The organism is Xenorhabdus sp. PB61.4, assembly GCF_963894935.1.
In the GTDB taxonomy this organism is placed as follows: Bacteria; Pseudomonadota; Gammaproteobacteria; order Enterobacterales; family Enterobacteriaceae; genus Xenorhabdus; species Xenorhabdus stockiae.
This window is the reverse complement of the sequence record NZ_CAWQJR010000173.1, coordinates 43,602-56,751: the sequence shown is the minus strand read 5'-3', so window position 1 is coordinate 56,751 and position 13,150 is coordinate 43,602. Positions and strand designations below refer to the sequence as shown.

16 protein-coding genes are annotated in these 13,150 nt (G+C 44.8%); 3 read left to right on the top strand and 13 right to left on the bottom strand.

Annotation, left to right across the window (positions count from 1 at the left end; translation table 11 throughout):
* The first annotated feature begins 225 nt into the window (after positions 1 to 225).
* Entirely contained in the window at positions 226 to 696 is a 471-nt protein-coding gene (locus AACX68_RS13485) for a ribonuclease domain-containing protein (protein WP_228858057.1), read from the top strand.
* Between the two features lie 4 nt (positions 697 to 700).
* Positions 701 to 970: a barstar family protein gene (locus AACX68_RS13480; protein ID WP_228858056.1), complete on the top strand. Its 270-nt coding sequence runs from the start codon at positions 701 to 703 to the stop codon at positions 968 to 970.
* Positions 971 to 1,162: 192 nt separating this feature from the next.
* Here the strand turns inward: AACX68_RS13480 and AACX68_RS13475 are convergent, their stop codons facing one another.
* Together AACX68_RS13475 and yjgA are read right to left on the bottom strand one after the other, a co-directional pair.
* Positions 1,163 to 2,116 (bottom strand): D-2-hydroxyacid dehydrogenase family protein, encoded by a 954-nt coding sequence (locus AACX68_RS13475; RefSeq protein ID WP_228858055.1) that lies wholly within the window; start codon positions 2,114 to 2,116, stop codon positions 1,163 to 1,165.
* 173 nt (positions 2,117 to 2,289) lie between these two features.
* Positions 2,290 to 2,826: a ribosome biogenesis factor YjgA gene (yjgA, locus tag AACX68_RS13470; protein WP_099109635.1), complete on the bottom strand. Its 537-nt coding sequence runs from the start codon at positions 2,824 to 2,826 to the stop codon at positions 2,290 to 2,292.
* Between the two features lie 199 nt (positions 2,827 to 3,025).
* On the opposite strand from yjgA, the gene pmbA reads away from it, so the two are divergent.
* Positions 3,026 to 4,369: a metalloprotease PmbA gene (gene pmbA, locus AACX68_RS13465; protein ID WP_228858054.1), complete on the top strand. Its 1,344-nt coding sequence runs from the start codon at positions 3,026 to 3,028 to the stop codon at positions 4,367 to 4,369.
* A 50-nt stretch (positions 4,370 to 4,419) separates the two neighbouring features.
* Here pmbA and rnk read toward each other — a convergent pair whose 3' ends face one another.
* The 11 genes from rnk to kdsC all read right to left on the bottom strand — a co-directional run bounded on the left by rnk (position 4,420) and on the right by kdsC (position 13,099).
* Positions 4,420 to 4,830, bottom strand: coding sequence for a nucleoside diphosphate kinase regulator (gene rnk / locus AACX68_RS13460; protein ID WP_099122294.1), 411 nt, complete (start codon positions 4,828 to 4,830; stop codon positions 4,420 to 4,422).
* 184 nt (positions 4,831 to 5,014) lie between these two features.
* A complete protein-coding gene (gene alr, locus AACX68_RS13455; RefSeq protein WP_228858053.1) occupies positions 5,015 to 6,247 on the bottom strand; it encodes an alanine racemase in 1,233 nt (410 codons plus the stop codon).
* Positions 6,248 to 6,651: 404 nt separating this feature from the next.
* Positions 6,652 to 6,924, bottom strand: a complete 273-nt coding sequence (npr, locus tag AACX68_RS13450; protein WP_228858052.1) for a PTS phosphocarrier protein NPr — start codon at positions 6,922 to 6,924, stop codon at positions 6,652 to 6,654.
* An 18-nt stretch (positions 6,925 to 6,942) separates the two neighbouring features.
* Complete coding sequence (rapZ, locus tag AACX68_RS13445) at positions 6,943 to 7,794, bottom strand: RNase adapter RapZ (RefSeq protein WP_038259562.1); 852 nt, start codon at positions 7,792 to 7,794, stop codon at positions 6,943 to 6,945.
* Positions 7,795 to 7,900: 106 nt separating this feature from the next.
* The gene (gene ptsN / locus AACX68_RS13440; protein WP_228858051.1) at positions 7,901 to 8,368 is read right to left on the bottom strand and encodes a PTS IIA-like nitrogen regulatory protein PtsN; all 468 of its coding nucleotides are present in this window, start codon (positions 8,366 to 8,368) and stop codon (positions 7,901 to 7,903) included.
* Positions 8,369 to 8,537: 169 nt separating this feature from the next.
* A complete protein-coding gene (hpf, locus tag AACX68_RS13435) occupies positions 8,538 to 8,825 on the bottom strand; it encodes a ribosome hibernation promoting factor (RefSeq protein WP_099109641.1) in 288 nt (95 codons plus the stop codon).
* 95 nt (positions 8,826 to 8,920) lie between these two features.
* Complete coding sequence (gene rpoN / locus AACX68_RS13430; protein ID WP_228858050.1) at positions 8,921 to 10,360, bottom strand: RNA polymerase factor sigma-54; 1,440 nt, start codon at positions 10,358 to 10,360, stop codon at positions 8,921 to 8,923.
* Positions 10,361 to 10,645: 285 nt separating this feature from the next.
* A complete protein-coding gene (lptB, locus tag AACX68_RS13425) occupies positions 10,646 to 11,371 on the bottom strand; it encodes an LPS export ABC transporter ATP-binding protein (RefSeq protein ID WP_228858049.1) in 726 nt (241 codons plus the stop codon).
* A 6-nt stretch (positions 11,372 to 11,377) separates the two neighbouring features.
* The gene (gene lptA / locus AACX68_RS13420) at positions 11,378 to 11,941 is read right to left on the bottom strand and encodes a lipopolysaccharide ABC transporter substrate-binding protein LptA (RefSeq protein ID WP_228858048.1); all 564 of its coding nucleotides are present in this window, start codon (positions 11,939 to 11,941) and stop codon (positions 11,378 to 11,380) included.
* Positions 11,922 to 12,515 carry an LPS export ABC transporter periplasmic protein LptC gene (gene lptC, locus AACX68_RS13415; protein ID WP_099122300.1) on the bottom strand — a complete coding sequence of 198 codons (594 nt, stop codon included), beginning with the start codon at positions 12,513 to 12,515 and terminating at the stop codon, positions 11,922 to 11,924. The genes lptA and lptC overlap by 20 nt, the downstream gene beginning before the upstream one ends.
* 20 nt (positions 12,516 to 12,535) lie before the next feature.
* A complete protein-coding gene (gene kdsC / locus AACX68_RS13410) occupies positions 12,536 to 13,099 on the bottom strand; it encodes a 3-deoxy-manno-octulosonate-8-phosphatase KdsC (protein WP_099109646.1) in 564 nt (187 codons plus the stop codon).
* Positions 13,100 to 13,150 lie beyond the last annotated feature (51 nt).

Below are 13,150 nucleotides of genomic sequence, written 5' to 3'. Positions count from 1 at the left end.
CTTAATCTACACAATGGATTTCAAGATGCTTCGCGGCGGCAAGGGAGAGACAAATTCGTCGGGAACGAATTTGCCCAGCCAAAGGCTGGCCTCCGGTGAGAGGCAGGAGCCTCTCAGTAATCCCCGGGAGCATAGATAACCGTATGTTGATAAAAACGGTGACCGGGGTGAGCTAGCGCAGCCAACAAAGAGGCAACTTGAAAGACGAAGTGTAAAGAGGTCATTATGAAAAAGAGCGTACTGGCAGGTGTCCTGCTGCTTCTGGCTGTTATCTCTATTGTCTTTTTTAAAGACATGGGATTACCTGGTAGCGGGAAAACACCGAAAAATACGGTGATAGCGGAAGAGACAACCAGTCTGCACATTGATGTTCTGACTGAACAGCATCGGGTTGCGAGCTATCTGAAACAGCATCACAAATTGCCTGATTATTACATTACGAAGAAACAAGCCCGTCGTTTGGGCTGGGAACCCCGTAAAGGTAATTTATGTGAAGCCGTACCGGGAAAAGCAATTGGTGGGGACAGGTTCAGCAACCGAGAGCATAAACTGCCAGATGAGGCCGGGCGCCAGTGGTTTGAAGCAGATGTGAATTATAACTGTGGGCGTCGGGGTAATGACCGGTTACTCTATTCTAACGATGGGCTAATCTATCTGACGCTTGATCATTATAACCATTTCACAAGACTGGAATGATAATATGAAAAAAGTGGAATTCGATTTTGACCATATCCCTGATTTAACAACTTTTTATAATCAGTTCAGGGAGCGTTTCGATCTTAGCGATCATTTTGGTGCTAATTTGGATGCGCTCTGGGATGTGGTAACAAGTGAAATTGAGTTGCCTGTTGATATTACCTTTATCCATCTGGATGTGCAGAAAAAACCACATTTTGCAGCGCTGGTGCTTTTATTTGAGGAAGCCGAAGAAGAGCTGGAAGGGGAACTAAAGTTTGATGTGATGAATTAACTTTTCCCTTCTTATACACTTCGTCTTTCAAGTTGCCTCTTTGTTGGCTGCGCTCGTTCATCCCAGTCACATAGTTATCTATGCTCCTGGGGATGAACTCCCTTGCCGCCGCGACGCATCTTGAAATCCATTGTGTATATTACACCGCTACATTGGCTGAAATGTGGCGGTGTTTCTATATAGAACCAGCGGTTATTTATTCACAACGTGACTTTCATCGCCAGAAAAATAACGCTCAACATTCTTAAATGCGCTGTCAAAATAGATGTCGTAGCAGCTTTTTGTGACATAACCTATGTGCGGGCTGCACAGGACGTTATCTCGTTTTAATAAAGTGTGGCTGGCATCCCAAATTGGTTCAACATCAAAAACATCCAATGCAGCAAAGCCCGGCGTACCCAGATCAAGCGCTTTCTCTAGAGCGCCTGCTTCTATAAGCGCTGATCTTGCTGTATTGACTAATACCGCACTGTTTTTCATATGAGTAAGATCAGTCAATGTGACATTACCTGTCGTCTCTTTAACCAGACGCTGATGCAGGGTAATAACATCCGATGTTTTAAAGAAATCTTCACGTGACTGAGGAACAATCAGGCCATCCTGACGGGCTTTTTCCTGTGAGCGTTCTGAACCCCACACCTGAACCTTCATATCAAATGCCCGTGCATATCTGGCAACCCGTTGACCAATATTTCCATACCCGAGAATACCAAGGGTTTTTTCAGCCACGGTATCCCCCAGTTCAGTTTGCCATTGACCTTTTCTCATCGACTCCACTAAAGCGACGAATTTGCGGATGGAACTTTGAATTAACAACCAGGTTAACTCCGCTGCGGCAACAGGAGAACCGGCTCCTTCTACGACAGCAATTCCCCTCTGTTTACATAAATCCAGATCGATATTGTAAGCCACCTTTCCTGTCTGGCTGATCAGTTTTAAGTTGGGAGTTTTAGATAAGAACTTCTCATCAATAATTGTTCTTTCACGGATCAATATCAGTGCGTCAGCCTTAGAGAGTAACTCACTGGCTTTCGGGTCGCGATCAATTGCACCGAGGCTGACGACGTCAAAATCACGGTTTTGATATAAAGCCTGAATCTGTTTTGTTGCAGATTGATAATCATCTGGAATAACAACGAGAGGCATGTGAAATATCCTTTATGCGAGTTCAGATAATGAAAAGCAATTAAGGTTATCTCATTTTTGTTACATTTTCGTAATATTTAACCGGAAGTGTTAAATTAAGCAATTTTAATATGATGGTGGGACAAGAGAAAAGAAAGTTACCGCCATTTCTTTAAGAAATGGCGATCAGAGTATCATACTGTTCCAGATAATTCTTTCAGGTACTGAAAAATCTGTCGATAGGATTTTGGTGGTTTGTTCGCTGCTTTCTCTTTTTTGGCATTACGCACCAGCGTCCGTAGTTGCTGGCGATCTGTATGCGGATAGAGTGTCACAACTTCTTCAAGCGCGTTGTCACTTTCCAGTAATTTATCCCGCAGTTCTTCCAATTTGTGCAGGATCACAACCTGCTGGTTATGCCGGTTTTTCAGTTTATCCAATGCGATAGTAATTGGCTCTGGATCGCGGGCACGCAATAGCTTGCCTATCAATTGTAACTGGCGACGGCGACCTTCACGTTTGATTCTCTGTGCCAGCTCAATAGCGGCCAGCAAATCTTCATCCAACGGGATGCGCTCCAGTTCGCTTTTGCTCAGTTCAACCAGTTCTGCTCCCAGCTTTTTAAGCTCTTCCGCATCCCGCTTGATTTCACTTTTACTGACCCAGATTATCTCTTCTTCTTCCTCTTCAGCAGGATAATTGTCGAGCCAATCTTCAGGCTGCTTTGCCATAATTGTTTTCCTTCTAAAAAGGCCGGATAAGGTGCACTTTGGAACATGACCAATTTCCCGGTGGGTGTTAACATCTTCTAATATTGTCTATTGTAACTGGGAAAATTGCCTGATTACCACTCGGCATTAATACTGAAAGCCGGAATATAGCACTTTTCCTGATAAATTCCCTTTTAATTTAAATGGTTATGGTTAATTAATGATAGTTACCAATCAACAAATTGCGGAGCAGCGTAAGCAACTGGAAGAGGCTGTTTCCCACGCTCTGGAATTAGCGAAAGCAGGTTGCGATGCTGCGGAAGTCGCGGTCAATAAAACAACGGGGATCAGCGTCAGTACCCGTTTCAGTGAAGTCGAGAATGTAGAATTTAACAGTGATGGCGCATTAGGCATCACTGTTTATAATCAGCAGCGCAAAGGCAGCGCATCATCTACCGATTTGAGTCCGGAGGCTATTGCTCGTACTGTTCAGGCGGCTATTGATATTGCCCGTTATACTTCGCCTGATCCTTGTGCTGGCCCGGCAGACAAAGAGTTATTAGCGTTTGAAGCGCCTGATCTTGATTTGTTCCACACTGCTGATTTGGATGCTGATAAGGCGATTGAGCTGGCAGCCCGTGCAGAACAGGCGGCACTACAGGCCGATCAGCGTATTACTAATACCGAAGGTGGCAGCTTTAATGCTCACTATGGCATCCGCGTCTTTGGTAATAGTCATGGTATGTTGCAGAGTTACTGCTCAAGCCGCTATTCCACATCAAGCTGTGTGATTGCAGAGCAAGACGGCAATATGGAACGCGATTATGCCTATACCGTAAACCGCCGTTTTGATGAATTGCAGTCACCAGAGTGGGTTGGTCAGGAGAGTGCTCAACGTACATTGTCTCGTTTAGGGGCACGTAAGCTTTCGACGATGAAAGCCCCGGTGATCTTTTCCGCAGAAGTAGCGACCGGGCTGTTTGGTCATTTGGTCGGAGCGATTAGTGGCAGCAGCATCTATCGTAAATCCTCCTTTTTGTTGGACAGTCTGGGTAAACAAATCCTGCCTTCGTGGCTGACAATTGAGGAGCAGCCTCATTTATTGAGAGCTCTGGCTTCAACACCTTTTGACAGTGAAGGCGTACGTACACTGCCTCGTGAAATTATTAAAGACGGTGTACTACAGTCATGGCTGATGACGTCATACTCTGCCCGTAAACTGGGTCTGACAAGTACTGGTCATGCCGGTGGAATTCATAACTGGCGTATCGAAGGTCAGGGGCTGGGTTTTGATGGACTGTTGCGGGAAATGGGCACTGGTCTGGTAGTGACGGAACTGATGGGACAGGGTGTCAGCGCAATAACAGGAGATTACTCTCGTGGCGCTGCCGGTTTTTGGGTCGAAAATGGCGAAATTCAGTATCCCGTCAGTGAGATAACCATTGCAGGCAATCTGAAAGATATGTGGGCAAATATGGTAACAATCGGGAATGATATCGAAACACGCAGTAATATTCAGTGTGGTTCGGTTCTGTTGCCGGAAATGAGTATCGCCGGTCAATAAGGGATACTCAATCAACAACAGCCAGTCTGGTCTACTGGGCTGGCTGTGAGTTAACGGTGGTATTCACCCGCTGCTTCTGGTTGATAAAGTATCTCTAATACTTTTATCCGTGTTTTTTCACCATTCGGCAATTCCCACGTGATCTCGTCATTGACCCGCAGCCCTAAAAGCGCAGCACCTAAAGGTGCCATGACGGATAGCTGTTTTGTGCTGTCCTGTAGTGATGCCGGATAAACGAGCGTACGGATCCGCTCTTCATTATTGCTAAAATCAATGAATTTAATTTCACTGTTCATCGTAACAATATCTGCTGGGATTTCTGCTGGCGGTAAGATTTCCGCTCTGTCCAGTTCATCGTTCAGTGCATCTGCGATGCTGGTATTGGCAAATGCGGCTTGTTCCAACAGAGAATCTAAACGTTCTGCATCTAATTCATTAATAATGATATTTGGTTTTTTCATACCACGCTCCAAATTAGGCTCAATACAAAATAACACCCCGCAACGCAAGGAGGGGGGTGTTATTTTCAATGTGATTAAAGTGATATTAGGCTGTTCTGTCATGAAAATAAAGAGATCATGATCACGAACTGTTTGGTGCTGCTAATGAAACAAGGTTCAGCCAGATATTATGACAGGTTATAAATTATAGGCCTGTGACGGTGATCTTCGGGTTGGTTTCACCAAAGATTGAAGTCAGTTCAACAATGTGCATGCCGCTCCATTTTTGAATGTCAGCCTGAGTAATTTCTTCGTTACCTTGTTTACCCAAAATCACAACTTCATCGCCACTCTTAACTTCAGGCAGATCAGTCACATCAATCATCACGGTGTTCATGGAAACGCGGCCGACAACCGGAGCACGATGCCCGTTAATCAGAACATAGGCTTTGTTTGACAGAGCCGTGCTGAAACCATCAGAGAAACCGACTGGCAGGTTAGCAAGGATAGAATCACGCTTCAGGATGTGAGTGTTGTCGTAGCTGACACCATTGCCTTTAGGATATGGCTTAACAGATGCAACGCGGGTTTTTACCTGAATCAGAGGTTTGAACTCCGGATGGCTGTCTTGCAAGATGCCGTACAATGCGCTGCCAACGCGAGCCATATCAAACTGGGCTTCAGGTAAGCTCAGTGATGCAAAAGAGCTGGATGCGTGCAGAGTGATTTCGTCTCTTTTCAGGTTTGCTTCTTTAATCAACCAGGCAGTTTGTTCGTTGAAATTTTTGATACTTTCGCGGATCACATTCAGGTCAGTGAGAGCATGGTGGCTCATGATGCCAACCAATTTCAGGTTAGGCAGCTTAGCAATTTGCAGTGCTTCCTGTTTGCCCTGTTCGGTTTTCATTTCCAGTCCATTACGGCTCATCAAACCGGTGTTCAGCGCTAAGTGAACACGGATCTCTTTACCATGTTTTTTAGCTACGGCATCGATAGCTTTAGCGCTTTCCAGATCGCCAACCATCTCTTCCATGTCATAGCTCAGCGTGCTTTCAATTTCATCCGCCATTGCTGCACGGACGCGTACCAGTTGACCGGTAAAACCACTATCACGCACGATACGGGCTTCTTCATTACTGGTGATCCCAACACAAGGTACTCCGGTTTTAATGATTGACGGCATCAGCAGACCGAGACCATAACCATAAGCATCACCTTTCAGAATGGCACATATTTTGGTGTCTTTGTTCAGGGTTTCTTTCAGTGTTTGGATATTGTTTTCGAAAATGGTGGTGTTGATTTCTACCCAGGCATTGTTGTTAACAGCAACACGTTCTGCCTGCGTATTATCTAAAGAAAGCACAGGTGCCGCCTGAGCTGCGCCCTGACATAAAGTCAATCCAAGAAAGATAGCTAATGTAGTCTTATTAAAACGCATGAAGTAAACCTCCAGTTTATGAACTGTACGTATAATTCTTTATGTATAAAATCCCGTTAATGATAAGTTTTTTCCAAACTGATTTCATAGGGTTAAATTATTGATGGATAACATTTATTGTTACCTAATGACTATTTGTAAATAGTCGGAATGTTCAGCTTATTTAATTAACAAAACTTCTCAATATAACTTTGTTCATAAATTTATAATTAGAATATATGAAGGTTATTTTATCTTTTGTTGGTTTTAAATATGGCTTTTGTTTCTGTTATTACAGACTAGAAAGCAGTATTAAGAGAAAAATAAAGAGAGTCAGGTGTTATGAACTGAATGAGAAAGGAAGGAGAAAATAGAGAAAAGTGTGATAGAGGGTCTGTGCTACAAACAGGCAAAATCGTGTAAGTTTATTCTTCGTCAAAGCCGGAATTGAATAACGCCACAATCGCTGACAAGGCCTGTTGTTCATCAATTCCCGTTGCTTCAACTTCAATGTAGCTACCTTGTTCAGAATCGAGCATCAACATGGCTATGACGCTGTGAGCTTCGGCCTGAACATTGTTGCTGTTGCGCAGGATGACCTGAGACTGAAACTGCTGCACGAGATCGTGCAGCTTCATGGCAGGCCGCGCATGCATACCGAGTCGGTTTTTAATCTCAAGTCTCTGTTTGACTGTCATGGCCTGCTCTATATAAGGTTACTTACGTTTTTCCAGTGTACGATGGCGTGACTGAACGTTCTTACCACGGGAACGGAAGTAATCAGCTAATTGTTCTGCTACGTAAACTGAACGATGTTTACCACCGGTACAGCCAATGGCAACTGTCAGGTAGCTGCGATTATTGGTTTCCAGCATGGGTAACCATAGCTCAAGGTAACTGCGGGTCTGGTAAATAAAGTTATGTACTTCGGTATGACGATCCAAAAATGCAGCAACCGGACGATCCAACCCAGTCATAGGGCGAAGTTTTGGGTCCCAGTGTGGGTTTGGCAGGAAACGTACATCGAAAACATAATCTGCATCAATCGGAATACCGTGTTTGAAGCCAAAAGATTCAAACACCATTGTCAGTTCACGTTCACGCTTGCCCAATAAACGCGTCCTGAGCATTTCAGCCAGCTCATGAACTGACATTTCAGAGGTATCAATGATCAGATCTGCCCGGGAACGCAGAGGTTCCAGCAAATCACTCTCTTTGTCGATGGCACTTTCCAGTGACAGGTTTTTGCTTGAGAGTGGATGCAGGCGACGGGTATCACTGTAGCGACGGATCAGAGTGTTACGATCTGCGTCAAGAAACAGAAGCTGTGGTGAAAAGCTGTCCGGTAATTTTGTCAGTGCTTCTTCGAAAATTTCTGGGGATTCCGGCATATTGCGTACATCAATACTGACTGCCGCTGAAATATCACGTTCAGCCAGTGTATTAGCCAGCTCTGGAAGTAGTACTACCGGCAGGTTATCCACACAGTAGAACCCCATATCTTCCAGCGCACGCAGGGCTACGGACTTACCAGAACCAGAACGACCGCTGACTATCATCAGCACCATGAAATGACTCCCCTTTATTTTGCGGTTCATGAGAACCGCCGTCGTTTATACCTTCTGGGTATATTGCTTTTCAACAATCAATTGTAACCGTAATTGTAATTGTTATTTATTCAGTAATAATTTTGTATAACTCTTCATCACTTTGTGCCGAACGCAGGCGACGACAGAAATTTTTATCTGAAAGACGCTTTGCGATCAAGGACAGTGAATGTAAATGTACCTGACACTGATTAGATGGAACCAATAAAGCAAACAGCAAGTCAACAGGCTGATTATCAATAGCATCAAACGTAATCGGTTGTTCCAGATGTAAGAATACACCAACAGCATTATCTGAACTCTCGGTCTCCAGTTTGCCGTGAGGAATGGCAATCCCGTTGCCAATACCGGTTGTTCCCACCTTCTCACGGGAAAGGATGGCTTCAAATACGGCACTCTCTGGTAAATTCAGCTGCTTTGATGCCAGCTCGCTGATAATCTCTAAGGCGCGCTTCTTACTCGAACAGGGTATGTTATTACGCGTACATTCGGATGAAAGCACTGAGCTTAGTGGTAAATCTGTTTCGTTGTTCATTTCTTTATTCGCTTAGGGCTTTAATACCGGATGCCTGAGTTCAGACATCCGGTACTGAGGCACTGTTATTACCATTAAGCCTTCAGGTGCATATGGCAGCCTGAAGGCCGTTAGTTGGTTACAAATAGAACAGTGAGAATCTTATGACAGCCCTGTTGTCTGAAAGCTATTAATGTTGTCTCAATTTACTTTTGTGTTTGGTCAATTGACGAGTCAGTTTATCAACAAGTGCATCAATTGCCGCATACATGTCTTCATGCTCTGAACTCGCATGCAACTCACCTCCATTGACATGCACCGTGGCTTCAGCGATTTTCTGCACTTTTTCCACCCGGAGGATGACCTGAATAAGGTTAATCTTATCGAAATATTGATCCAGTTTGCCGCATTTCGTATTCACAATGTTGCGTAGTGCATCAGTGATTTCAATATTGTGACCTGTGATATTGAGTTGCATAGTGTTTTCCTTCTCTCTCCGTTGTCTTTCAGGCTGTCTCTTTGTTGGTGGTTAGCCGCCTCAATACAACCTGAAATTCATAGGGTCTGTGTTATTCAAACCAACTTTTTACGCTGATTTGAAGGCGGGATGGATAACGACTCTCTATATTTTGCGACAGTTCGACGAGCTACCTGAATACCCTGTTCGGCAAGTAGGCTGGTCAGCTTACTGTCACTCAGTGGTTTGGCCGGGTTTTCTGCCGTGACCAATTTTTTCACCAGTGCCCGTATTGCTGTAGAAGAAGCTTCGCCTCCGCTGTCAGTATTCACGTGACTGGAGAAAAAATATTTCAATTCAAAAATTCCCCGTGGACTATGCAAATATTTCTGGGTTGTCACACGGGAAATGGTGGATTCATGCATATCAACCTGATAGGCAATATCTGCCAGTACCAGTGGTTTCATGTATTCTGCGCCATGCTCAAAGAAATCCTGCTGCCATTCCACAATGCAGTTACTGACCTTTAATAACGTCTCATTGCGGCTCTCAAGACTTTTTATCAGCCACTTAGCTTCCTGTAGGTTATTGCGGATAAACAGGCTGTCACTCTCATTCTGAGATTGCTGCCCCAGTGCAGCATAGTGCTGATTAATGCACAAGCGGGGAATGCTATCTGTATTCAGCCTGACCTGCCAGCGTTCATTTTCTTTCTGGACGAGTACATCGGGGATCACGTATTCAGATTCACTGGTATTAACCATTAACCCGGGCCGTGGCTCCAGTGACTGTATGATAGCAATAGCTTCTTTCAGAGCACTCTCTTTTAATTTGCTCTGGCGCAATAAATTTCGGAAATCCCGGTTGCCCAGCAGTTCAAGATACTTGCTGGTAACCAGTCTGGCTTCTTTCAGGTAGGGAGTTTCTATCGGCAACAGTGAAAGTTGGATGAGCAGGCATTCACGTAAGTCACGTGCTGCGACTCCGATGGGATCAAAATGTTGTACCCGTTTGAGTACGGCCTCGATTTCTTCCGGTGTCAGTTCATCATTGCCGATGCTGATAAGGATATCCTCGACAGAGGCGGTCAGGTAGCCTGTCTCGTCAATAGCATCAATGATTGATGTGGCTATGGCTGAATCTGTTTCAGTAAAGGGCGTCAGCTCAGCCTGCCATGTCAGATAGTCCTGTAGTGTCTGGGTGGTTTCTCCCTGATAGACGGGGAAATCATCCGCACTGTAGTCACTTCGCGTTCCTGAAGATGTACCGGCGCTGTAAATTTCATCCCAGCTGGTATCGAGGGGTAATTCTTCAGGCATATTCTTTTGTTCAAGAGCTTCGAGGGTATCCATAACCGTTGTTTCGGTATCTGAATAATCCTGAGTATCAATTTCCTGAAGTGTGTCTTCCTGTTCAAGCAGGGGATTCGTTTCCAAAGCCAGCTGAATCTCCTGCTGAAGTTCGAGCGTAGAAAGTTGCAACAAACGGATTGCCTGCTGAAGTTGTGGCGTCATCGTCAATTGTTGACTGAGTTTGAGTTGCAAACTTTGCTTCATAACGTTTTCACTTCCTCCTGAACTGATCCTTTAGTACTCCTGAATGGATTCCCCTCGAACTGATACACTTCGTCTTTCAAGTCGCCTCTTTGTTGGCTGCGCTCGCTCATCCCGGTCACATAGTTATCTATGCTCCCGGGAATTACTGAGAGGCTCCTGCCTCTCACCGGAGGCCAGCCTTTGGCTGGGCAAATTCGTTCCCGACGAATTTGTCATTCCCTTGCCGCCGCGACGCATCTTGAAATTCATTGTGTAGTTTCCCTGAACGCTGACTGACAATGAGCCTTAAAGACGGAAGCCTTCACCCAGATAAACGCGCTTAACCTGTTCATTGTTGAGGATGTCTTCTGGTGTACCGTGAGCAATCAGATGCCCCTGGCTGACAATATAAGCGCGCTCACAAACATCCAGCGTTTCACGGACATTATGGTCAGTAATCAGGACGCCCAGACCATAATCCCGCAGATGTTGAATGATCTTTTTAATATCAAGGACGGAGATTGGGTCAACACCCGCAAAAGGCTCATCCAACAGAATAAATTTAGGGTTTGCTGCCAGTGCGCGGGCGATTTCCACACGGCGGCGCTCACCACCGGACAATGACTGACCAAGACTGTTACGCAAATGGGAGATATGAAACTCTTCCATCAGCTCTTCAGCGCGCTCTTTACGCTGTTGCTGATTGATATCTTTGCGGATTTCAAGGACAGCCATTAAGTTATCGTATACGCTCAGCCGACGGAAGATGGAGGCTTCCTGAGGTAAGTAGCCGATGCCCCGGCGGGCACGTTCATGCAGAGGCAGCAGGCTGATATCTTCATGATCAATGGTGATAGTACCCGCATCGCGGGGCACGATACCAACGACCATATAGAAAGTTGTGGTTTTACCTGCACCATTTGGCCCTAGCAGGCCCACAATTTCACCTGATTTCACTTTCAGGCTGACATCCTCAACAACCCTACGTCCTTTGTAAGACTTTGCCAGATTGTCTGCGTTTAATATTGCCATACGTCGTTATTTACTCTTTTTATGAACTTCAGTGCTGTTAGTACCGGTATTGTTAGCACCCGGGCCTTTTTCCTGTAACTGGGAAGGCAACAGGACGGTGGTAACATGCTTACCTTTATCACTAAAGGCTTCCATTTGCTGTGTTGGCACTAAATAGGTAATTTTATCGCCTTTGATATTGCTGTCGAGCTGTTCAAGGTAAGCATTACCCGTCAGTGTGATCAGCTCATTATTCATCTCATAGCGCATCTTCGAAGCATGGCCTTTGATAGGTTTACCATCATCCTGCAATTGATAAAATGTTGCCGGGTTACCATAAGCTTCAATAACCGTTTTTTTGGAATCCCCGTCAGGGCGGGTGACAACCACCTTATCTGCATGGATATCAATCGAACCCTGCTTTACAATAACATTATCCGTAAATGTGGCAATGTTCCCCGTCAAATCCAGTGATTGTCTGGCTGAATCAATGGTAATGGGCTTTTGGGTATCATCTTTCAGTGCCAGTGCAGGCAAACTGACTGCAACCAGTGTACTGGCAATAAAAGTATTACGGATTAGGTTCTTCATGTGGAATCTCATATTGAGTGGTCACCTTTTCAATCAGTTCAGCAGTTTTATCTCGTAGGTTGCCGCGCATTTTCATCCCAACAGATCTCAGACCGACACCTTCTAATGTAATTTTATCGTCGGATGCCACATCCTGCGTCACAAGATTGACGGTCGCGTTTTCTGTTGTAATACGTTTCAGTTGTGATGCGTCATTCAGGCTATCTACCTGAACATCCCCATATAAGTAGAGCATATTATCATGGGTAAGTTTTGCTTTATTGGCACGTACTGTCCATGTTGCCGGTGGCGGTGTGGATTTACTGTTAGCATCAAACGTTGTTAATACTGGCTTGGTAAACCAAGTCAGCTTTGTTTCTGTATAATTCTTAACATCATCGGCCTCGAGTTTGTAAACCAGTTTGCCTTCTGGATCATAAACAAATGTAGTGGCTTCTTTTGTTTGATAAGTCGGGTAACCCTCATCCAAAACGGGTGAGGAGGCGTCTTCATTTGAATTGGATAAATTCCAGCCAATCAATGCAAGCACAATTAAAGTCAGTATTGCGATCAGCCAGGATTGAGTTCTGCTCATTCTTTTTTTCAGTTCATGTGTTATATGGATAAACCTTTGGCATCTTCCAGCTTGTTCTGAGCAAAAAGCACCAAATCACAAAGTTCTCTGACTGCACCGCGACCACCGGCAATCCGAGTGACATAATCTGCTTTGGGCAGCAGTAGCGGGTGGGCATCTGCTACGGCAACAGATAAGCCGACTTTTGCCATTACAGGCCAATCGATAAGGTCATCGCCGATATAGGCAACCTGTTCAGGCTGTAGCGCTAGTTTATCCAACAGTTCCTGATACGCCAAAACCTTATCGTTCTGACCTTGGTAAAGATGTGTAATACCAAGCGTTTTTGCACGATCTTCCAGCAATTTGGCCTGACGACCGGTAATAATGGCAACTTCAAGGCCAGAAGTGATTAAACAACGGATGCCGTAACCATCACGCACATTAAAGGCTTTCAGTTCTTCACCCTGATTGCCCATATATATCAGGCCATCTGACATCACACCATCAACATCACAGATTAACAGACGAATTTTACGGGCTTTTTCAATAATGTTTACATTAACTGGGCCATAACAGGTATCCAGATAGGTATTTTGATTCATTCAGGAATTTCTCTATTCATAATTTGCAACAGGCCTCGGTTGCAGGCCTGT